This window comes from Nocardia callitridis, assembly GCF_039543305.1.
Lineage (GTDB): Bacteria > Actinomycetota > Actinomycetes > Mycobacteriales > Mycobacteriaceae > Nocardia > Nocardia callitridis.
Genome location: NZ_BAABJM010000008.1, coordinates 1 through 23,504 on the forward strand (window position 1 = coordinate 1; position 23,504 = coordinate 23,504).

Here is a 23,504-nt window from a genome sequence, read left to right on the forward strand (position 1 = left end):
CGCCGGGTTCGCCGTCGCATACGCCGCCGGGTTCGCCGGTGCAGGGTCCGCCGTCGGTGCCGCCGGGTTCGCCGTCGCATACGCCGCCGGGTTCGCCGGTGCAGGGTCCGCCGTCGGTGCCGCCGGGTTCGCCGTCGCATACGCCGCCGGGTTCGCCGGTGCAGGGTCCGCCGTCGGTGCCGCCGGGCTCGCCCTCGCACACGCCGCCTGGTTCGCCGGTGCCGCCGAACTCACCACCACCCAGGCCGCCGGAAACCACTACGACATCGCCGACCACCCACGAGCCGGATCCGGGTCCAGGAAAGGACATGAAGGCGAAGACCCGTCCGAAGCAAGTGACGAGTATCGCTCCGATGCCGCGCGCTTTCGAGGTGCCGCCAGCGCCCAAAGCTGAGGACTGGATACCTGATAAGCCGCCGCCACCGCCCGCCCCCGATAACCCTGGGCCTGACGAAGGTGGGGGACAGGGGCCCGAGAACGAGCCGAGGGAACCCGGCGAGGAACGGGGGCCTGACGACCCAAGGGGCCCGGGTGACCCGAGGCGACCTGGTGACGAACGCGGACCCGGTGACGAACGCGGACCGGATGATCCGAGACAGCCGGGTGACCCATGGCGGCCGGGTGATCCGCTCTGGCCGGGCGATCCCGACCCGAACGACCCGGCAAATCAAGAACCGGACGTGGACATCGGGTTCACGCTGAACGACGAGGAGCAGTGATGGCAGAAGAGATCAGCGTCGATACGGGCAAGCTTCGTGGTGCCGCGGCGATCTCCGGCGGTGTCGGCGATCGAATCGGCGCCATCCTCACCGAATTGGAGGGTGTCACCGGCGGCGATGGAACACCGTGGGGCAACGACTCTTTCGGGAAGAAGTTCGCCGACGGCGCGAATGGCTACGTTGCCGCGCGCGAGAATCTGACCGGCGCTGTCGGCGGAATGGCCAAGACGTTCAACGACATCGAGGCGGGTCAGAGCGATGCGGCGAACGAACTCGAGGTCGGCGAGATCGACAACCAGGGTGGCTTTCAATAGTTTTCGGAAAGTCACTGCCGTGCCGTCACTGTGACAGCACCTCGTGTTCATATTCAGGCAACTGGAAAGTTGCTCACGGCTGTCATCATCACTCTTCATGGAGCAATGGCGCCTAACGGCCGCCAATGCGTGAGGAGGGAATGCGATGGCGGACAACCTCGAAGCCGACGCGGAGCTGTTCAGGAAGGCCGCGCAGAAATCAGGTCACGTTCGTGATCGCATCGACACGGTGCTGAGTACACTCACCACCTCACTGGCGAGCCGTGGCGCGCCGTGGGGTGACGACAAGATCGGCGACCAGTTCGCGAACGGCGCGAACGGTTACCTCGCGGCGGTCGGCAAGCTCAGTGGCGGTACCACGAACATGTCGATCACGATGAACAACTTCGCCGATGGTCAGACCAAGTCCGCGAATCTGCTCGAGCGAATGGACCACTCCAATGGCCATGGCTTCCAGGGTCATTACTGATGACCAATGCGCATGCGAAAGAGGAGATGGCCAAGCTGCTCGACCAGGCGCGCGATCAGCTGCGTGACATCGGGCGTGTGCAGCAGGAGCGCGCGCAGCTGACCGCGTCGGCCACGGTGCGCAAGAAGGTCACGGTCACCGTGAACGCCGACGGCACGGTGATCGAGACCAAGTTCGCCGCGGGGTATGAGGAGCTTTCGGCGAGCGAGCTCGCGAAGGCGGTCACCACCGCCGCGCAACAGGCGGCCACCGATGTCGCCGACAAGGCTCGTGAGCTGATGGCACCGCTGAGCGAGCGGCGTGCTCGGCTGCCGAAGTTGTCGGAATTGATCGACGGTATGCCCGATTTCAGTAGCGACATCCCGACACCGCCACCGGTGTCGCTGGCCCCGCCCAACGCGAAGGAGCGGCGTGCGGATGTCGAGGACGGCGCGACCCCCCGATTCAGCAACGTCGAGGTAGTCGATCGTGAGCGTGTCGGTGACGGTGGCGTCACCGACACCAGTTGGTGATCCAGGGGTAAGCGCAGATGGCTGAGCTGCCTGGCTATCTGAAGTGGCTGGAGTGGGTCGCCGGATCCGAGTGGCCGCACGGCGACGTGGACGGCATGCGCGATGTAGCGGGCGACTGGCGGGTGGGCGCGAGCAGTCTGCGCGACATCATTGCCGATGTCGAGGCGGCCAAGAGCGCGTCGATGACCGCCTACCCGCAGGGTAAGGGTCGCACCGAGATGGTGAAGGCGTTCGATACCTTCCTCGTCGGCGACCAGTCGTTGGAGACGCTGGCCAAGAGCTTCGACAGCATGGCCGAATCGGCCGACAGTGTCGGCACCGAAATCGAATACGCGCAGCTGATGATGATCAGTTCGCTGGCTCTGCTCGCGATCGAACTCGCTGCCGCGTGGGCGTTTCCGCCGACCGCGCCCGCGGTCGAGGCTGCGGCGATCGGCGTGACGAGGGCGGCCATCCGTATCATCGCCGGGCGGCTGATGACGCGCGTCATCGAGCTGTTGGCGAAGGTGCTCGGGCGCAAACTGGCCGAGATCATCGTCCGGCATCTGGCGCTCGACACGATCCTCGGCACGGTGCAGGACCTCGGGATTCAGACCTACCAGGTGATCGAGGGGAATCGGCCGAAGGGCATCGACTGGGGTCAGGTCGGCGTCACGGCGATCAGTTCGGCGGCGGGTGCCGCTGGTGGCGGTGCCGCCGGGCACTACATCTCACGTGGGCTTGGTGACCGTTTCGCGCCGTGGATGCGGGGCGCCATCACCGGCGCCGGTGCCGGAACGGTGGGTGCTGCCACGGGTTTCGCGGGCAGCGTCGTTTCGCAATTCGGCTTGACGTGGGCGCAGGACGGCTGGGGCGCCGCCGTCGACGGCCTGAAGAACACCGAGATCGATCCGCGCATGTTCACCGCGGGCGCGTCGAACGGCGCGATGTCGGGTGCGAACCGCATGATGGCGGACGGTTTCTATCACAATCGTCATCCGGACTGGTACACACCGGGAAACGGTCCGGTGGTGGATCCCGTCGTGCGGATCGGCTCGATGCCCGACGTGGACGGCCCAGGGAACTTCGGTCAGGGTGGGACGCAGGACGGTGTCACCAATGGGCTCGGGGATCGGAACGGGAACCTGCTCGTCGATCCGGGCAATGATTTCGGAAACCATTCCAGCACAGGCGATAACAACGGCAACGGCAATGGGTACAGCAACAGCAACAGCAACAGCAATGGACAGGGCAACGGCAATAGCAACGGCAATGGCCACTGGAATGGAGACAATTCCAACCAACCCGTGACCCGCCCGACAAGTCACACCGACCTGGGCGGCGATGGTCCCGGTGAGCACAACTCCCCGAACAACGGTCGGACGAATACGGCGGCAGGAGAGCAGCATGCGTCGGACCGGCCGAACGGGTCGAACGACCGTGGCCCCGGCACGGACGCCCCGAAACCTGATCAAGGACCGGGCAATAATTCCTCGAATGAATCTGTCGGACAGAATAATTCGACCAACGAGGGCAGTAACGACGGCTCGACCTCGAAGCCGCCGGTATCGCAGGACCACTCGGGCTCGAATGAGCACTCGACCGGGCCTTCCGGGGGCGCGAACGGCCACCACGGAGATTCCGGGGGAGAGCGCGGCTCGACACCCACGCAGCACTCCGACCAGCAAGGGCAGTCCGATCGCACCGGTACGCCAGGCAGTGGCACGCGGACCGACGGCGACTCGAACAACAGCACGTACGGCAACAGCACCGATCGTGCCCCCGATACCGGAGGTTCGGATGCCGCCGAGCGCGGCGCCCCGTCGACCACTGCGCCGGTCGCACACGCCCAGGCGCCCGGGCCTCCCACGGGTAGTTCCGAAACACGCTCTGGTGCACCAGATTCCACGTCAAATAAAGCTGGCGCGGACAGTACTCGAACATCCGCGGACACCGCACGCGGTGGTCAGAGCCGCACCGGCGATTCCCTGCCGGGGGAGCAACGGGTCGGCGACAACAAAGCCGGTGATGCCAGGATCGGTGACACCAAGCCTGGCGATACGAAAGCGGGCGATACCAAGCCGGTCGATCCGCGTTCGAATGCGCAGGACAATCGATCGGCGCCGCAGGAAAGCAAGTCGAACAACTCCCCAGCGCCCAAGCCCGGCCAGGAATCGCCGCGCGCCGGTGCCGCCGACTCGCGTGCGGACGGGTCGTCCAAGCCCGGCGACCGTGCCGTTGCCGCCGAAAACCGCGGTCGCCCCGCTGAAACCGCACCACGAACGACCGGGGGCGAAGGGACGCGGGCGCACGACGGAGCAGCCGAACAGCGACGAGTGAACGCACAGCCCGAGCGGGCCGCGCCGTCACCCGATCGCGGTGCGAGCCAGGAACGCGGCGCCACCCATCCTGATCGTGGGACCCCGCCTGATCGTGCTGCGACACACCAGGATCGCGGCAGCGCTACCGATAAATCCGGTACCGCCGAACGCAATCCGACCCCTACCGACCGCAGCGCACCGCCGGATCGCACTGCTGCGCAACAAGATCGCGGTGCGAACCCGGCCAATCGCGTCGGCGCGCAGCCCGCACACGGTCAGGTCCCGCGCGGTTTCGGTGAACAGCAGCCGGGAGCCGCACCGGCCGACCGTGCCCGTCCCGACGGCGTCACCCCACGCGCGGACGGATCGGACGGTCGAGTACCCGACCGCCCGGCGACCACTCCCGACGCGACGGACGGATCGCGCCGCGACTCGACGAATACCGCGACACCGCCTCGCGACCCGGCCGCACCCGACTCGACCCGGTCGCATGTGCGCCCCGAACCTCCGCTGGGCGAGCGTGCGCCGACGAGGCCCGATTCCGGCGACCGCCCGCAGCACCCCGCCGATGGCGAACGTGCCCGCTCGCACGACGAGCCGACTATCGACCCGCACCAGAACGGCGTCGACGCCGCGCTGTTGCTGACACACGGTGCCGCGGAGCCGACCACTCGCCCCGCCCCCGGCGAAGTGCGTGCCGACGGGTCGGCACCGCACCGCGACATCCACGAGCCGCCCGCTCGCGGTCGCGCTGAACGTCCGGTGAGCGAGGCCGAGCGCAATCGGGGGCGCTGTGCGGAGCTGTCGCTGCGCGAGATTCAGGAACGCACCGGCAGCGACGCGATCAACCTGCCGGATCGCCCGGTAGGTCCGGAAGGTATGTCGGCCTACGACGTCGAGACCGCCGCGGGTGGTCGGTTGCGCGAAGGCACCCACGACGAGCTCGCCGCGCGACTGCTGGACTCCGATATGGGCGACGGTTCCTCGGTGCTCGTGGTGGACGTATACGGCGTCACCGATGAACACGGCGTGGGTGCGCACGCGTACCTGCTGGTCAACGACAACGGCACGATCGTCGTCCGTGATGTCGGCGCGGGTCTCGAGCATCGGTATCCGCCGTCGACGCCGCGCGAGGTGCGCCGCACCCTCGGGATTCTGTTCGATGCGCAGGGCAAGCCGATCCATCCCCTGGGTCCCGAGGGCTCCGCCCACCCGCAGTCCCGGCCGGGCACGGGACCGTCGATTCCACCGCGTGTCCGCGCCATGCTCGGCGAATCCGAGTCGGGTCGGGAAATGCTGGCGTGGCTCGATCGGGGATCGAGCGACGGCGCCCCTGCGCGCCCGTCCGAGGTGCAGGTCCGCGCCGAACACGCTGACGCGCAACCGCATCGGCTCTCGGAGCGGGCGCAGGCGACGCACGACGCGCTGGTGGCGGATCGGGAGAACGCGCGAGCCCAGCGCGACAGCTTGCTCGAGCAGCGCGATGAACTGGCCGCACAGGTGAGCAGGGACTCGGGTATCGAGCTCACCGCGAAGGACCTCACTCGCCAGAACCTGCGCAGCACGCTGGACGCACTGCGCTCGCAGGCGATGGCGAACGGCGACGCGAGCCTGCTGGCGCAGGTCGGTGCGCTCGAGCACGCCTCGACGCAGGTGTCGATGGCCAAGTACGCGGTGGTCGACCATGCCGAGCAGACGGGCATGAACGCCGCCCGCGACACGCTCCCCGGCAATGCCGTACTCCTCACCGGCAAGGAGGGTGCGGGCCCCGGCAAGGCGAATACCTTCGACGTCGTCGCGCTGATTCCCGGCGGGCCCGATCACCCGCCGCGAGTAGTCCTGTTGGAGGCCAAGGGATTCGGGTCCACGCTCGGTACGAGGATGGTCGATGGTCAGCGTGTGCAGCAGGGGACCGGCGAGTATCGGGATTGGATGCTCGACAACGATCGCGCGTTGCTAGACGCGCGAGCGGAACTGGCGCACGACAATCCCGACCTCGCGCGCCAGATCGACGCGGCGCTCGCGGCGGGTGACATCGATTACCGGCTGGTCCACGCGGATGCCGAGAGCGTCGAGGTCACCGAATTCACCGACCGCCGAGCGGAATTCGACGATCAAAACCTCCGGGTAGGCACGTCGCTGGACGATTACCCGGATCAGGTGCGGTCGCTGCTCGCGCAGACGCCGACGGGTCGTGAGGTTTTGGCGTTGCTGGAGAAAGCGGGGGTACGCGCGCTGTTCGAACCGGATTCTCCGGTCGGCAATCTCGGTGAGTTCCGTGACGAAAGCTTCGCCGCCGTCGTGTTCACCGACGGGAATTCGCATGTGCAACAGGCGATCACCCTCGTGCACGAGGGTGTGCACGCGGAGTATTCGTTGTCCGGTGAGTCCGCGAATGTGCCGTCCCGAGGTAAGGCCATGGGGCGTGAACAGTATGTGGCGGCGATGGTTCGCGAGGAGAGCGACGCCTTCGCGCGCATGTATGATTTCGGCCGTGAGCTGCGTGCTCTCGGATATGACGTCACCGTCGATCCGCGTGGCGATCGCTACCACCGCGCCTATGACGACGCGGTCGCCGAGGCGCTACAGCGGACACAGGAGCTGGACGCCGAGCAACAGCGTGCGATCGGTCGACGTGCGGGGATCGCCGCCATCGAACCGAGCGTGGCGGCCGATTCCTGGCGTAACGGCAGCAATTACGCGAAGTACTACCATGCGGGGTGGGGCAACTTCCGTGAGTTCTTCGATACGGGTCGTGTTCCCGGATCATCGGAGGGCGCGGACGCTGTCCGCGATCTGCTCGGCCAGCGTCGCGCCGCCGAACAGGACGTGCGCGAGATCGGCGTCGACGTCCAGGATCTGGCCGCTCGGCTCGGTGTTCCCGAAGTGGTCAGAGCGCCGGAGTGGTTGCCGCACTCGATCGACGATCTGCGGGCGACCAACGCCGCCGAGCGCATCGCGTTGGCGGGCGAACTCGGTATCCACCCCGACGATCTGGCCCGCGACGTGCTTTCCGGAGACGCGGAGCATCGTCGCGCCGCGGTACTGCGGCGCGAATTCGACACCGCCGCACTGGCCGACCGGCTGGCGCACTTACACGATGCCGTGGAGCGGGTGGCGCGGGTCGGCGACGAGACGACCGCGGCCGCGGCACGTGACCTGCTCGAAGGTCGACTGACCGTCGAGGGTGGTCGCGGCCACCTGGCCTCCGATCGCGTCGCGGTCATCCACGGCGAACCGCCGCAGGTGGTGGTGGTCGTGGGCGATCGCGACGGTTTCCACGGCCCGCTGCGGGCGGCCGCGCAGGCCGATCCCGCGGTGCGTGCGGCGTTGGACGATCCCGGCGTCACCGTCGACCATTTCCTGGTCGACGTCGGCGGCGACGGTTTCGCGCGGATCGAACTCGTCGACGAGCAGGCAGTGGCCGCTCAGCAGCACCAGACGCCACAGCACACCGTGGACGTTCCCGAGCAGCCGACGCCGAGGAACGCGGCGGCCGAGGCCTCGGCGTCGCGCACCGAACAGGTGCGAGAGCTGTTGCGTACCACCGATATCGGCCGCAGAACCGACGCTCTGCTCACCCGCCTCGATATCGCGGTCGTGCACGAGTCGGGTGCCGAGCCGAGATACGCGCCGGAACGCAACGTCATCGTGCTCGACATCGGTGCGTCGGATCCGCACCAGGCACTGGCCCTCGCGCATGCCGCGGCGCACGCCGACACGGTGCACGGCGGTAAGTCGGCGAATACCCCGCGTAGTCGAGCGCAGATGTCGCGCGAGGCCTACATCGACGCGATGCTTCGCGAAGAGGCGCTCGCACACGCGACGGAACTCGAACTACGCAAGCAACTGCGCGAGCTCGGCCACGACCTGCCGACCGATGGGTTGGAGTTGCGCTACAACGAGGGAGTCCTCGACGCCACCTATGGTGCGCCCGACCGGTGGGCCGAGGGATTCCGTGCTGGCGCCGAGGCGATTCGCGCACACATCGACTTCGTGGGTCCCACGCTGGCCGAGGGCAGTTACCGCGAACTCTACGGTACGGCTTGGGATCTCGCGCACGGTGAACCCGCGGCCAAACACCTCGAAGCGACCGACCTGCTCGACGTGACCGACCTGCTCGACGTGACCGACGACGCCGCGACCGATCCGCCCGCCCCGCGTGCGCCGCGGGGAGACGAAGGGCCACCACGCGAACCTCTGCCCGAACCCGGCGACGAAGGGCCGACCCCGGCTACCGACGGCGGCGCGCAGAAACCACCCACCGACCCGCCGAAGGCGCCGTCCAGCAGCGCCGACGACGAGCCGGGTCCGCGCAATGGCGATTCCACCGACGATCCGATGGCGTGGGCCGAGCAGTATCTGCGGATGCCCTCGGAGGTAGGCGTTCCCGACCTGCCGGTGCGTTCGGATGCCGAGCGGGAGTATCTGCACGCACTCGCGCGATCACTCGGTCTCGGTGATGCGTTGACCAGCCACCTCGACCCGCACGGAGCCTTGCGCGATCTTGCCGAAAGTATCGCGGGCACAGGAGTTCTCGACGGCGAGGTGCCGCCGCCGCGCGAGGGCGAATCACCCGCGACACCGCCGCGTTTGCGCTCGGTCGAACAGGTGCGCGCCGAGTTGATCGAGCGGCTCGGTGTCGACCCCGCCGACCTCGCACCCGAACATCTCGCACGCACGATCGCCGAGCTGCGTTACCAGACACTCGTGCACGCGGGCAGTGTCGAAGCCCTGGCCGACGCGGTGGCCGAACACGATGCCGCCGCCGACCCCGCGCACCGCGAGATCGCGGCGACCAACCGCGAGGACTGGGCGCGGCGCCTCGGGCTCGATCCCGCCGACGTACGCCCGGAAACCATTGCGCGCCTGCGGGAACAGGCGCTGGGTGCAGCTCGCGACATCGCCGATCTCGCCGACGCGGTGCAGGCGTTGCGCACCGATCCTGGCGACGCGCACCGGGTGATCGTCGACGTCGACGGTCAACGCGTGCGGCTGCGTTTGGAACCGGACGGCGACGGCGGTTGGCGCGTCGCCGCTACCGAGCACCTCGCGGCGCCGCGCATCGAGGCGACCGAACAATCGCCGCCACCGCAGGAAGCGCCACGCAAACAGTCCCGGTTGCGGTCGCTGTGGGAGCGACTGCGGTCCGGTTATCTCGGGCACACACCGAAGTATCCTTCCGGCTCCGGTCTCGACGGCCAAGGACAGCAGCAGGTCATCCACCTGGTCGGCGACGCGGCACATGCCGATGTCTTGAGCACCTTCGAGGGCAACCCGGCGCGCCTGGCCAAAGAGGGTGTCGCGCTGTGGCAAAACCGCGAGCTGATCCCGTTCCTGAAGCATCTGAGCGGTCGCGTCGCCGACGCGGTCGGCGAATACGCCGTCCCGAAAAACCGCGACGGCGAGGAGTACCGGTACTGGCTGGAGGACGCCGACCCCGAACTGGTGCGCCGAGAGCTCGGCGTCGAACTCGACGAACTGCGCGCTCGCGCGGCCGAGGAGCTCCCTCCCGGCCGGGACGAGACCGATCCGGTCGCCGAAATACCGCCCCCGCCGGACTCGGACGCCGCTGCGCCGAAGCGGCGCACCGAATCCGAGCTGGAAGCCTGGCAGCAGGAACTGCACGAGGTCACCGCGCAACGCGCTGAAATCGCCGACCTCCTGCGCGCCGCCGCGCAGCGTGCCGGTGTCGACCTCGGTGAGCTCACCCCGGAGACCGTGCGACGTGCCCTGCACACCCTCGAATACCAGCAAGCCAGGCGCATGGGGGCCTTGTCGGGTCTCGCCGAGGCGGCGATCCGCTACAACGCCGAGAACGAGCGCATCCCCTACAGCGACAAGGTGAGCTTCTTCGACCTCGATCCGATGAGTCGGTTCCTCGCGGAATACCTTGCCGCGAGTGGTGTCGATGCGTTCATGCTGCGCTGGCAAGGGGTGAACAACGGTGCTGAGCCGCTGCGTAATTGGGGCGATCTGTACGAAACTCCCGAGCACGGCATCGATGCCGATGCGCCGGGCATCAACGAGAATGTGCGCGAGATCTTCGCCGACGCACTGCGCCGCGATCAGATTCGCGACGAGCGCGCCGTGTGGGCACAACTGCTCGGTGTCGACCTCGGTGATCTTTCGCCCGCCAATCTGCGTCATCTGCTCGCCGAGCACGTCGACGGCCTGCGTGACAGTGCGCGCGAGCTCGCCGCCTTCGCCGACCAGAGCGCGCGTTTCCTGCGGGCCGACGCCGAGGTGGCCGAACTCGCCGACCTGTTGAGCGAGATGGCGCTGCGCGATTCCGTTCTCGCCGAGGGGGCGTTGCTGCCCGACGTCGACGGTATCGGGCTGCTGCCGGGCGATCCGATGCGGTTGGTGGTGGTCGACGGCACCCTGGACCACGACCGCGTGCTCGCCGACGCATTGCGCGATCATCCCGACCTCGCGGAGGCGGTGAACACCGGGCTGGTCGAGGTGCGCTACCGCGTGGCCGCCCTCGGCACGGATGGAACCATCCATCTCAGTGATACCGATCCCGTGCATGCCATGCACATCGGTGAGGAAGTCGCGGGGCACAGGGTGGAGGTGACGCTGCTGCGCGACGGCGACGGTCGCTGGCAGGTCGTGCCCGAACAATCCGCCGAACACGGCGGCGTGCGCGACGACCCGACGGATCCGAGGCTCGTCGAGTCGCGGAGCCCGGCGGAAATTCGTTCCGCGCGTGACGAACTCGCCGAGCGACTCGGGATCACCCCCGAGGAACTCGGGTCGCCCGACCGGCTCGCCGCGCGCCTGGCCGAGTTGCGCCACGACAACGCGGTGCGCGCCAGCCAGATCGAGGCGATCATCGATTATGCCCGCACCGCGTGGGATATCGACTCCTACAACAGCTTCAGTGCCGCGCATGATCTGCTCGCTCACCGCGTCGGCGTCGCGCCCGGTGAGCTGACCGCGCGAGTGCTCGCCGAAGCCCTCCTGGATCCGCACGGTCGCAATTCGCTTCGCCTGCAACAGGCCGAGGCGCTGGCCAAATACGTGAAGCTGGTGCGCGGGCTCGACGCGGGCGTGGTCGACGGCGCGCGTGATCGGCTCGCGCAGCGACTCGGTGCTCGCCCCGACGACCTGTTTCCGATGAAGTACACCAAGGAACTCACCTACGAGCCGGACTCGAAGGCGATCGACCCGAAGAAGCTGCGCTCGTTGCTCGCGAAGGCCGCACGGGGCGGTGCCGACGAGCACGCGAACGCCGTGGACGCGCTCGCCGAATTCGCGCGCACCCTGGGCAAGACCGACCCGTTCGATCGGGTCGCGCACGGCGAGAACGCGCTCGATCCTCGGGTGGCCGACACAGAGTTGCCGGTGCACCCGAAGGCTGTCGCGCATTTGCGCGACATCGTCGGCGATATTCAGGAGCTGACCGAGGTGTTCGAGGGCATGGGGTTGCTCGACGGCAGCCACGATGTGTCGCCGGGCCCGGAATGGGGAGTGAGTAGCGACTGGGCCCGCCTGCTCGGTCTCGACCTGACCGACGCCGACGACGCACGATGGGTGCGAGTCTACGAGATCTACCGCGACGGCAGGATCGACCAACACGAGCGCCTGACCCCCGCCCAGTTGGCCGAGGTCCAAGCCGAACTGCGCGAGGAGATCCGCCAACGCACCGCCGACCTGCAAGCGTTGGACGAACTGGCCCGACGCCACGCCGCCACCGAAGCGACAACCCCCGTCGCGCAAGACCCGGCGAAAGCGCCGGATCGTGCGACCGAACCGGACAGCCGGTCGGAGTGGAAGCGGCGGATGGATGCCGAGCAGTCGGCGTGGCTGGAACGCATGCGTGCTGAGCACGACGCGTGGGTTGCTCGGATGGCGGAAGGCCCCACCGAGTTGGCCGGTGCGCGCGCGGAGTTGGCTGCCGAGCAGGCGGCGTTCGATGAGCGTCTGCGCGTGCGGCACGAAGAATCGTTGCGGCGTAACCAGGAGTGGTACGAGCAGCAGGCCGCGTTGTTGGAAGGGTTCCCTGATTCGGAAGATGCTGCACCGCAGCAACATCGGACCGATTCCGAGTCGGAAGGTCCGTCGGAGTGGAAGCGGCGGATGGATGCGGAGCAGGCTGCGTGGACGGAGCGCATGCGTGCTGAGCGCGACGCGTGGGCTGCTCGGGTCAGTGCGGGCCCCACCGAGTTGGCGGGTGTGCGTGCCGATCTGGCTGCGGAGCAGGCGGCGTTCGATGAGCGGATGCGTGGGCGGCACGAGGAGGCGTTGCGGCGTAATCAGGAGTGGTACGAGCAGCAGGCCGCGTTGTTGGAAGGGTTCCCTGATTCGGAAGATGCTGCACCGCAGCAACATCGGATCGATTCCGAGTCGGAAGGTCCGTCGGAGTGGAAGCGGCGGATGGATGCGGAGCAAGCTGCGTGGATGGAGCGCATGCGTGCCGAGCATGCGGAGTGGGTTGCCAGGGTGAGTGGTGCGGTGCCACCTGAATTGGCCGGTGTCCGTGCTGAATTGGCTGCGGAGCAGGCGGCGTTCGATGAGCGGATGCGTGGGCAGCACGAAGAAGCGTTGCGGCGCAATCACGAGTGGTATGAGCAGCGAATTGCCCGCCTCGACGGCGTCGAACCCGCGCCGTCGCCGCGCACGACCGGTCCCGATGACGGTCCGGAAACACCACCGCGGCCGGTCGGCCCGCCAGCCGATCCGTCGAACGGTCCTTCCTCGCACGGTGCACGTGTGCCAGAAAGTGAAGCGGCGCAACCGGAGACGCAGGCCGACGGTGGGGCGCGGAAACCACCGGAGAACCCCCCTGCACCACCGGAGAGCGATCCCGGCGCGAACGGGTGGGCGAAGGACGGCCCCGCGCGTCCACACGACCCCGTCACCCCAGAATTGCGTGCCGCCCTCCCCGCCCTGCAGGAGCGCATCGCACAGGCTGGCGCCGCGCGCCGCGCACTCGAACAACGCATCGCCGAGCGCGCCATCGCGCTCGGCGTCGACACCGAAGGCCGCAATCCCCACGAAATAGGCCGCGCCGTCGACGAATTGCTGCGCACCAGGATCGCGGAAGCCGAAGCCATTCGCGATCGCCCCCGGGTGCCGAGCGATGCGATGGAGCAGCATTTCGCCGACCTGCATGCCGCACAGCAGCGGATCGATGAGCCGATGGCGGGCCTGCGGCCGCTGCGCGCCGAACTGGTCGAATTTCAGACCGCGGCACGCGAAGAGTTGCGTGCGCGCATCGACGCCGGCGTGCTGGCCGCACGTGACCTGTTGGTCGCCGAGGGAGCGACCAGGCTCGACGGCGCCGAGGGGGTCGGGCTGCTTCCCGGGCAACGGGTGCTGGTGGCCTCGCCGTTCGCCGCGCCCGATCAGGTACTCGGCCCCGACGCGCGACGCCAACTCGCCGACCAGGGTGTGCGCGTCGAATTCCGGCAGGTGTCCGTCGACGAGAACGGTGTCCACGTCACCACCCTCCGGCCGCCCGAGGCCGGGGGTGCGCCCGCGCGTTCGTCCACGCCGCCGGTCGCACCGGGCGGCGGTTCGGCGTCCCGGACGGACGCCGCACTAACGAAAAGCACTACGCTGCGGGGTGATTCAGAATCGCCAAACCCGAAACCGGCGACCATCGCCCCGCCCGAAGACGCGCGTTCGGGGCCGAAGTCTCCTGCCGATACCGCGCCGACTGATGGGTCGAAGTCGTCGTCCACCGCCCCGCCTGTGGATGCGGGTCGGGGGCCGAAGCTTCCTGCCGATACCGCGCCGACCGATGAGCCGACGCCAGCGTCCACCGCCCGACCCGAAGACGCGCGTTCGGGGCTGAAGCCTCGCACCGACACCGCGTCGACTGACGAGCCGACACCACCCCGCGATGCGAACGACACCGCCACACCGGCCAGGGACGACACCGCCGATGTCGACCGAATGGTGCGGGCGCGCGCCGAAATGGTCGCCAGGGCCGCCGAATTGCGTGCCGTGCGCGACCTGCGTGCCGAGCGGCTGCCCGTACATCCCGACACCGATCTGACCGGCGAACACCTCGAAGAGACCATGCGGCGGCTACGCGACGGCGCCGACGACAACACGGCCGAACGTGCCACGGCGATCGACGAACTGGAACACCTCGCCAAGGACTACAACGACGCCATCGCCGACCTCGCCCGCCTCGACGAGCGCATCGCCGAGACTCAGCGATCAGACACCGCGACCCGGACCGACGACGACCTGGAGCGTGAGCGTTCACGCTTGGCCGCCGAGGCGCGCGACGAACTGCTGCGTGAACGATCTCGCCTGGCCTCCGAACGTGAATTCCAACGCGCCAAACGCGATGACCGCTTCTCCCGCTTCGACACCGGTCACCTCCGGTTCCGCGGGGCGGACGAGGCTTTGAACCAGGGAAACCTCACCACGACCATCGAGGAGCTCACCGCGTCCATCGTCGGCATGCGAGACATCGCGGGACTCGGCGACGACGCGCCCACTCAGGCACGGGAATTGGTGGGTGAGTTCGAGCGCGCACAACGACTGCGCACCATTTTCACCCTGCAAGACGCGGCCGAGCAGTTCAATCGCTTGGACACCGAGTTGACCGAACTCGACCGGCGCATCGCCAATTTGGAGTTGGCGCACCCCGACGCTCCCGTCCGGGTGCCAAGACAGGAGACCGTCGCCGAGCTCGTCCGGCTGCTGGCGCGCGCCGACGAACTCGACGCGCTGACCGACCGGTCGCCACGCCAGGACGACGAACTCGGCGAGCTGCGTCGGCAGATCGCCGACGTGCGCGACCAACTCCACCGGGAACAGGCGCCACGTTCGGCCGAGGTCGCCAGCGAACTCGACCGCCTGGGCCGCGAGCGTGCTGCGGCCGTATTGGCGGACAAGCCGTGGCGCGTGATGCGCGATGATCTTGCCCGGCGGCTGCGCGTCGATGTCGAGCGGCTGGGGCCCGGCGAACTCGCCGACACTCTCCGCGCCGTCGCTGATCGCACCGTTCCCGCCGATCAGGTGGCCGAACACCGTAGACAACTCGACGCACTGCGCGCGGCAGCAGAGCGAGTCAACAACGACGACAACGAGATCGGGCGCCTGCAAGACCGCATCGCCGAACTCGGTGGCGCGTTCCGTGACGCGTTGACCGAAGCGGGTGCGCGCCAGGTCACCGACCGCGTCGGCATTATCGAGGGTGAGCACCCGCGCATCATCGTGCTGGCACCGCGCGGCGAATTCACCCACCCGCGCGCCGAGCACGATGTCGCGTTCACCGACGCGCTGCGCCGCGATTCCGCTGTGGCGCAGGCGTTCACCAGACCCGAGACGGTCATCGAATACCGGCATGTCGTCGCCGACCGTGCCGGTGTGTGGCATACCGAGGAACTCGCGCCACCGCGGCGCAGGTTCCTCAGCACCGGGTGGCACCGCGGCGAACCAGGCATCCATGTGGTGAGTTGGCGCGATGGCGCGGGGGATTGGCATGCGGTCGACCCGACAAGGCCGGATTGGCGCCAAGGCGGCGACAGCGCGACGGTGCCGAAGAAGTTCGAGCCACGTGACCTGCCGGAAGGGGTGAGCGGCTGGGCGGCCGAACCGTTCCAGGCGTCGGTCCACGAGCTGTTCGACCCCGACCATCCGCCGGGTTACGACAAGGATCTTCTGCCGAAGATTCCCGGTGGCGAACCGGTTATCCCGGAAGGGATGCCCACCTACGAACTGCCGTTCGCCGGGGCTTTCTACCACACGATGCGGATCATCCTGGAGACGGCGAAGCTGTCCGGGTTCACCTGGTACAGCGACAAGGATAATCCGGGGCGCATTCGGCCAGGGTTCAAGGGGCACCCGTGGTTTCGCGCGCCACGACCCGACGTTCAGCCGATGGCTCGGGAATGGCAGGCCCGGGATCAGGTGCTCGACAACGGCGATATCACCGAGCCGTTCAAGCAGCGTCAACGCGAGGCCGAGGCGCGTTGGGCGCTGGTGCAGGAATGGGCCGACGGCCAGTACGAGCGTTTCCGTGCCGACGACAGCGATATCGACACCATCACCGACAAGCTTGCCGCCGACCGGGAAGCGCGCGTGGTCGAGGACAAGGAACAACGCGCCGCGGCCCTGGTGGATCGGCTCACCCGTGCGGTCGTCGGGGATCCCGACTCGCCCCTGCACGACGTCGTGAAAGACCTGACCGGTCAGCTCGTCGACGAAAAACCCGGTGACGCACGGCGATTGGCGGAAGACCTCCGCGAGGTGCTGCGCACCTCGATCGGCCCGGTCGACCGCGCCGAACTGATTCGCCCGGTGGCCGATCAGCTCACCGAGCTGCCCGCATTCACCCGCGAAGACATCGAACGCGTCAAGAACCACCTGATGAACGACCCGCACCTGCTGCGCGATCCACGCGACGGGGTGCTGGTGCGGCGCCAACTGGACGCGGTCGCCGATGTCGCCGAGGCATGGAATCGCCTGCTCGCGGGCGAACACCTGCCCGCGGACATCCTGATGCTCCAGGACGCCCTCGCCGAGTCGAACTACCTGCGCGACAACCCGACCGAGACCTGGCGTGACGCCAACCAGCACGTCATCATGCGGGGTTTCGACTGGAACGCCCAACGCCCACCACTGACCGACTGGCGCGCGAAAATCCCCTACGCCCCGGCCCCGGTCATCCGAGACACCCTCACCCTCCCACCACGCCCCGACGAGCGTGCGGCACTCGAACCGACCCGAGAACTCCCACCAGGCGAAGACCCCGACATCGACGGTCCGGAGTCATCGAGACCCGACCGACCCGACGATGCGTCGCCGGAGTTGGCACGGCGACCCGACGACGACGCCACCGAACCCTCGGATCATTCGCGCACGGTGTCTGACCCCGTTGCCGGCACGGATAATTCGCCGCCGGATTCGGACCACCTTGCCGACTCTTCCGATCGCTCCACGGACGATCGGTCGGATGCCGATTCGCCTGTGCGTAGCGCCGACCCGATTGGCGCGGACGCCTCGGAACGGCCGGACTCCTCGCCCGTGGAGGGCGAGCCCTCTGGGCGAGAGGGCGGCCTGGCGCGAAAGCCGGACATCGATGCTCGGGCGCCTGATCGCTCGATAGGCGGTCGGTCGGAAGCCGAGTCGGCTGTGCCTGCGCGCCCGCCGAGTTCGGTGGATGAACGCGGGCGTTCACGGCGCTCGCCGGTGGAGGACATGCCTACCGATGGGCGCGGCGACCTGGTGCGAGAGCAGTCGGAGCTGGATTCCAGCCTCGACGGTGAGGGGCCGGCCCGTCGGTCCGGCTCGGCGTCGGAGCCGGGCAGTGTTGCGGAGAACCGTCCGGCGGGAGACCTCGAGGTCTCGAAAGATCACTCGGTGGAACGCGATTCGGATGCTCGGCAGGGCGGCGTGCCTTCCGAACGGCGGGGCGGGCCCGAACGATCCGGAGATGTGGGGCAGGTGGATACGGGGAACGCGGGGAGGCGCGACCCGTCGTCCGAAAGTATTGATCCCGAAGACGCTGTGCGTGACGGTGAGCCAGGGGCCGCCGCGACACCAGCGGTGCGCCATAGCGAACCGTTGACCGATGGTGATTTCTCGGAACCGGACTCGGAACGTACGCCGCCGCGGGATAAGCCATCTGAGGACGACGAGTCGGGTCCGGACGATGCCGACGGCCGGGACAGCGACTCCGGCGGTGCGGGCGAGGGCCGCCGCCCGCACGGTGGCGACAATCGTCCGAGCGGGCTACCCGGTGCCTTCCAGCGCTCGCGAATCCCGCGCCCGCCGAAGGACTACGACTTCGACCTGCCCGGTGGCCCGGACATCGACGTCCTGTACCTCCCGGACCCCGACTTCCCTTCCGAGCCGCCGTCCACCCCCGAGCCGCCACACCCCCCGACCCCACCGCGCCCCACACCACCCCCGGACCCGGTCCCTGAGTCGCCGTGTCCGCCTGAGTCGCCGTGTCCGCCTGAGTCGCCGTGTCCGCCTGAGTCGCCGTGTCCGCCTGAGTCGCCGTGTCCGCCTGAGCCGCCGCGTCCGCCTGAGCCGCCGCGCCCGCCTGAGCCGCCGCGCCCGCCTCAGCTGCCGCGTCCGCCTGTCCCCCCGACACCCCCCGAACTCCCGACTCCGCCGGACATACCGTTACCACCGAACTTGCCCGAACCCCCGTTGCCGCCGATGCCGCCGGATTCGCCGACACCGCCGGAGCTTCCGGCGCCGCCGAACCCGTCGGTGCCGCAGCCTCCCAATACACCGGAGCCCCCGGGGCTTCCGGGGTTTCCGGGGCTTCCCGCACCACCTGATCTGCCGAGCCCCCCGCAGCTTCCGGTGCCACCCGACGCGCCGGGGCCGACGAATCCTCCGGCACCGCCGCATGTTCCGTACCCGCCGGACATTCCGCCCGTACCCGCGCCGACACCGCCGCAGTTCCCTGCGCCACCCGGCATGCCGACGGCACCTGGTTTCCCGCCGCCGCAGATCCCCTTACCTCCGGCGTCGCCCGACGTGCCCATGGCGCCGAACCTGCCGGTCCCGCCGGAGGTTTCACCCGCACCCGGCGTACCGGTGCCGCCGCAGCAGCCTCCATTCCCACCAGCGCCGCCTGGTATCCCGCCGCAGGCCCCGACTCCACCGTTGCTTCCGTCCGCACCGACGCTGCCCGAACCGCCGACACACCCTGCGCCTCAGGCGCCAGTGCCGACGCGACCCCCGGCGTCTGATGTTCCCGGGCCGCCGCAGCTCCCGTCGTCGGACGGTCCGGAGTGGAGGGATTCACCTGTTCGACCGGTGGTTCCGATACCCCCTGTGGTGCCAGGTGTTTCGGCACCTGGTGCTCCTGGTTGGCCTGAAGTTCCTGGGCCGCAGCAGCTTCCGATGTCGGACGGTCCGGAGTGGACGGACTCTGTTGTCTCGCCGCGAGTTCCGAGCCCACCAGGCGTTCCGACGCCGGGTGCCCCCGGCTCGTCGGAGCTGCCCGCGCCGCCGCAGTTGTCCGAGTGGCCTGGCGGTTCGGGATCGGCGGCCCAGCAGTATGGTTCGGCGCCGATCGCCGAGCATCCGGTATCGCCTGTTCCGTCGGTGGGCGGAGAATCGCGCGAGGGGGACGGTTGGGTTCCGTTCAGTCTGGCCGGGCCGGTGCCGTCCGTCGATTCGACACCACCGGGCGGCTGGGAGCACGACCGGGAAGAAGGACAACCAGGCGCAGATTCAGTTGCCGCACCGGGGTATTCGTCGAACGGTCGGACCAACGACTCCGCGCCGAATCAGCTCGCGCCGTGGCCGGAGACCCTCGAACACGGGCCGTTGTCGAACGGCGCGCAAGGCGAGAACGGCCACGCGCCCGCCCAGCCCCCGCAGCAGCCCGACGCGCCTACGATGCCGCCGCCGATGCCGATGCCGCCCCCTGCCCAGGCGCCTGCGCGCCGCTCGCGTGCCTTCCCACGTGCGGCGCTGCACGGCAACAGCGCGGGCAATCCGGGTGGGTACGGCGACGGCACCCGAATCTGTGTGCGCTCGCACATCGCGTTCGGCGAATACGCGGATTTCGACCCCGTGACGGGCACGCTGTACGACCTTCCGGTGATGGCGGGCGCGCTCGGTGGCGTCTACGGGCGGGTCGGCGAGCTGTCGATGGTGTTCTACCGGTTCTACGATCGCTTGATGTTGCGCGCGGGCGAGCAGGTGTTCGACCTGGATGCCCAGCACGTGGCCGTCGTGTGGCAGCAGACCGGTGACAGCGCGGCGTGGTTGGTCATCGATATCGACGGCGAGTCGGTCTGCGAGGTGCGTTACCGTTCGGTAATGCCCGATTTGGACCTCGGTCTGCTGATCCGCGACGTGCTCGCCGACCCGAATCGCCGCGATCGGATCTTCACCCACTGACCGCAGGGTCGCCGACAGGTAGACGAGGAGCAATCGTGCGCGAGGACGTCACGAGAGCCGAGAGCGATTTCGGTCGCCGGCTCGCCGAAGGTGCCGAAGGTGCTACCGCGGCCGCACGAGCTGAACTCGTCGGCGGAATAGGGCAATTCGGCCGCAACATCGAAACCGGAAGGGTGGACTGACTTTCCTTCGCCTGTTCGGTTGCGCGGGGGGTTGTTCGACACCGGTCGGCAACCGCGCTATGCCAGGATAGGTGGGTAACACAGCTCGGGCATCGTGGTGAAGACCATGCCGTGTCGGCGGCGCCCGGTGGGTAAATGAGGAGATAGCTGCGACGTGACCAGACCAGACGACGCCCCGGACGATCCGCCCTCGAACAGTCGGGCTTCCGACGAGTCGGCGTCGGATGCCGAACCGGATGTCCCGCAGGCGGACACCGAGGATTCCGCCGGGAAAACCGAGGAACCGAGCCGGTCTTCGGTCGAGACCGAGGGCGAAGACCCCTCGGTGGATTTCATCCGCCAGTTCATGCAGAGCTTCGACAAGCGAGCCGAGGGCGCGGGGTCGGCGTCCGCCGAAGCCGTCGGCGATCCTACGGCGCAGGCCGGCGACGAGGAACTCCCCGACGTCGGTTTCAGCCTGGCCGAGGGTCCGCCCGGCGAGGATGTCGCCGCGCGGGCCAAGGCGCTGAGCCATGAGATTGCCAGGAAGCTGGCCACCGTCGGCCCGGAAGGGTGGCGACGGTTGGAAGCGGTGTTCGTCTTGACCACCTCCGCGGAGATGGCGCAGGTGGTCTTCGCCGACAACGAACAGCGTTCGCTGCGAATGCAACCCGACGAAGAGGTGCTCGCCCTGGTGCGCGAGCAGCGGCACGCGTCCGCGCAGTTGTCCGACGGCCCGTGGTGGCGTCTGTTGCTCACCTTGACGAACGTGGGTGAGATCGAGGTCGATTACGACTACGGTGACGAGCCTTTCCCCGAAGACCAGATTTTCGCGCCGGAGATCTATTTCGCCGATTTGGACGCTTATCCGAGGCAAACGCTTCCGGTGTGGTTGGCGGCCTATCTCATTCACGGGGGCAAGCAGTCGCGTCCTGCTCGCGAGGCGGCACACGCGGCGCGCACGGACCGGGAAAACGGCGTGCACGCGGTGTTGTCGGAGTATGACTTTCCTGACTTTCCGTTGTTGTCCGCACGCTGGGCGGTGATCGCCTCGGCGTTCGTCGCGGCCCAATCGGAGTGGGGCCCGAGGATTTTGCCCGCCTTGGATTGGTTCGAGGGCAGCAAGCGCAGTGGTTCGACGTTGTACGCGTTGCCGGGTGGTCGAGCGGTGTTGTCGGGCGGGGTGTGGAACGCACCGGAACTGGACGCGGCCTACAACCGTGGTGAGCCGCTGCCCGCGTTGTACGCGGGTGCGCCGGAATGGGTGGCCAACCCGGTGCTGAATCCGCGGGCGGCCAATGGGTTGCTGTCGTTCTGTTACTGGTGGGACAACGGCACCTGGCATCGCGGCGAGTCGCCGACGGCGGATCGGCTCAGCGAGGCGGTGCCGGGCATTTGGACCTCGGAAACCGTGGTCGATGTCGTGGTCAGCTTGATCACCGCGCAACCGAGCGAGCAATTGCGGGCGGCGGTGGGGAATTTGGTTGCCGCGGCCGAGGCCGGTGTCGTCACCCGCGACACCCTGGTCGAAACCTTTGGTGACGGTGAGAACTTCGATTTGGACAGCGCCTTCTATCAGCTCACCTTGGCGGGGGTGACGCGCACCTTGCCGCAGCCGCTGTCGGAGAACGATGCGATCGCGCGGGTGGGTCGTTACATCGTCGACAACGGCCTGGAGTCCGAGAACTATCAGGTGGCGCAGCTGCGTGCCGAACGAATCAGTGTGGGCTGGATGATCTATGCCCCCACCGAGCCCGGCGAGGTGGCGATCGGGCGCGCGATCTTCTACATCGCCGATGACGGGGTATTGGAGCAGTCCTCGTCCTCGGTGGCACCGTCGATCTACGCCACCGAGTTCGAGCAGCGGTTCCGCCAGCGCCACGGTTCGGGGCAGCAGTAGCCCATCTGGGTAGGTGAGGCGCAGTCGAACGTTCGGGGGCGCGGTCGTTCGGGGTCGGTTGTCGCGCGTTCGGCGTCGCGACAATCCGGGCCGATCTTTTCGGGGTGAATTTTCGATGCCGAGTGGCGCGAGTCGCGCGCCGCTCGGCACATTTCTCGATAGCCGCTTGCGGGGCAGCGGAATTGGTGACCTTTCGCGGGAAGCTCGGGGCGTTGTCCCCCTGACTGTGCGCGCTCGCGGCGATGATTGATCATATTCTTCTCGGGAATTCAGTCGGGGTTCACTTTCCAGTTACCCCCAGAACGTGCGATCATCGAGTCAGCATGGTAGCCGGATGAAGGGGCGAACCGTTGGCCGAGAACGTGCAAGCGACACCGACACAATTGCGTGGTGTCGCGGATGATCTGGACGTGGTAGCCGGACGAGTTCAGGGCGTTTTGAACACCTTGGCCGCCGCGCGGACCGCGCACTGGGGTAAATGGGGCGACGACGAGTTCGGCCACGGATTCTCCGGCGACAAGGGTTATATCGCCTCCGACGAAAACCTCGACTCCGCCGTTGGCTCGAAAGTCACTCTGTTGCAAAGCTATTCAGGCGGATTGCGGGACGGTGCCACCGAACTCGAGCGCATGGAGCTGGACAACCGGACGACGTTCGAGAGCTGAACCACCCGGATATGGGCGGGTGGATCGAAACAGGGGTGGCGAATCGGGGGTAACCGCGGCAGTGCGGACCGGTCGCGGATGAGGAGTAGGTGATGGCCAACGAGGTGGCGAAAGCGCAACTCGCGGACCTGATGGCGGCTGTGCAGGCCGGTATGGCCTCGATCGCGCGCATGCAGCAGGAGCAGTCCGAGCTCACCGTCGCGGCCAGTTCGGCAGGGCGTCGGGTGACAGTGGTGGTCAACGGGGACGGGATCGTCATCGAGACTCGGTTCGGTGCCGGTATCGAGGATTTGACGCACGCTCAGATCGCGAAGGCGGTCACCGAGGCCGCGCAGGATGCACAGGGGCAGGTGCGGCGAAAGACCAGGGAAATGGTCGACTCGCTGCATCAGCAGAACGCCAGACTGCCGCGGCTTTCGGAGTTTCTTCCCGGCATGCCCGATGTGCAGGACATGCTGCCGAGACCGCCCGAGGCGTCGCTGGCGCCGCCGAGTCGTCGCCAGCACGCGGTGATCTCGGACGGCACTCGGCCCGCGATGAGCTTCGTCGACGTCGAAGAATGGGACCACGACCGGCACGCCGAGCGGAGGTCGGACGTGGCCGAATCGGGTTGGTGAGCGT

At 68.1% G+C, this 23,504-nt stretch carries 9 protein-coding genes; all 9 read left to right on the forward strand.

What is annotated here, in order from left to right; all coding sequences use genetic code 11:
- Window positions 1–394: hypothetical protein (locus tag ABEA50_RS27760; protein WP_345499211.1), on the forward strand; the 394-nt coding region annotated here is incomplete at its 5' end.
- Window positions 395–718: 324 nt separating this feature from the next.
- The gene (locus tag ABEA50_RS27765) at window positions 719–1,033 is read left to right on the forward strand and encodes a hypothetical protein (protein ID WP_345499212.1); all 315 of its coding nucleotides are present in this window, start codon (window positions 719–721) and stop codon (window positions 1,031–1,033) included.
- Window positions 1,034–1,178: 145 nt separating this feature from the next.
- Window positions 1,179–1,502, forward strand: coding sequence for a hypothetical protein (locus ABEA50_RS27770; protein ID WP_345499213.1), 324 nt, complete (start codon window positions 1,179–1,181; stop codon window positions 1,500–1,502).
- Complete coding sequence (locus ABEA50_RS27775; protein ID WP_345499214.1) at window positions 1,502–2,014, forward strand: YbaB/EbfC family nucleoid-associated protein; 513 nt, start codon at window positions 1,502–1,504, stop codon at window positions 2,012–2,014. The genes ABEA50_RS27770 and ABEA50_RS27775 overlap by 1 nt, the downstream gene beginning before the upstream one ends.
- 17 nt (window positions 2,015–2,031) lie before the next feature.
- Complete coding sequence (locus ABEA50_RS27780) at window positions 2,032–20,157, forward strand: WXG100-like domain-containing protein (protein WP_345499215.1); 18,126 nt, start codon at window positions 2,032–2,034, stop codon at window positions 20,155–20,157.
- A gap of 35 nt (window positions 20,158–20,192) precedes the next feature.
- Window positions 20,193–20,339, forward strand: coding sequence for a hypothetical protein (locus ABEA50_RS27785; protein WP_345499216.1), 147 nt, complete (start codon window positions 20,193–20,195; stop codon window positions 20,337–20,339).
- A 154-nt stretch (window positions 20,340–20,493) separates the two neighbouring features.
- On the forward strand, window positions 20,494–22,218 hold the full coding sequence (locus tag ABEA50_RS27790) for a hypothetical protein (RefSeq protein WP_345499218.1): 1,725 nt from the start codon (window positions 20,494–20,496) through the stop codon (window positions 22,216–22,218).
- Between the two features lie 350 nt (window positions 22,219–22,568).
- Window positions 22,569–22,883 carry a hypothetical protein gene (locus ABEA50_RS27795; RefSeq protein ID WP_345499220.1) on the forward strand — a complete coding sequence of 105 codons (315 nt, stop codon included), beginning with the start codon at window positions 22,569–22,571 and terminating at the stop codon, window positions 22,881–22,883.
- A 92-nt stretch (window positions 22,884–22,975) separates the two neighbouring features.
- The gene (locus ABEA50_RS27800) at window positions 22,976–23,500 is read left to right on the forward strand and encodes a YbaB/EbfC family nucleoid-associated protein (RefSeq protein WP_345499221.1); all 525 of its coding nucleotides are present in this window, start codon (window positions 22,976–22,978) and stop codon (window positions 23,498–23,500) included.
- Window positions 23,501–23,504: the final 4 nt, after the last annotated feature.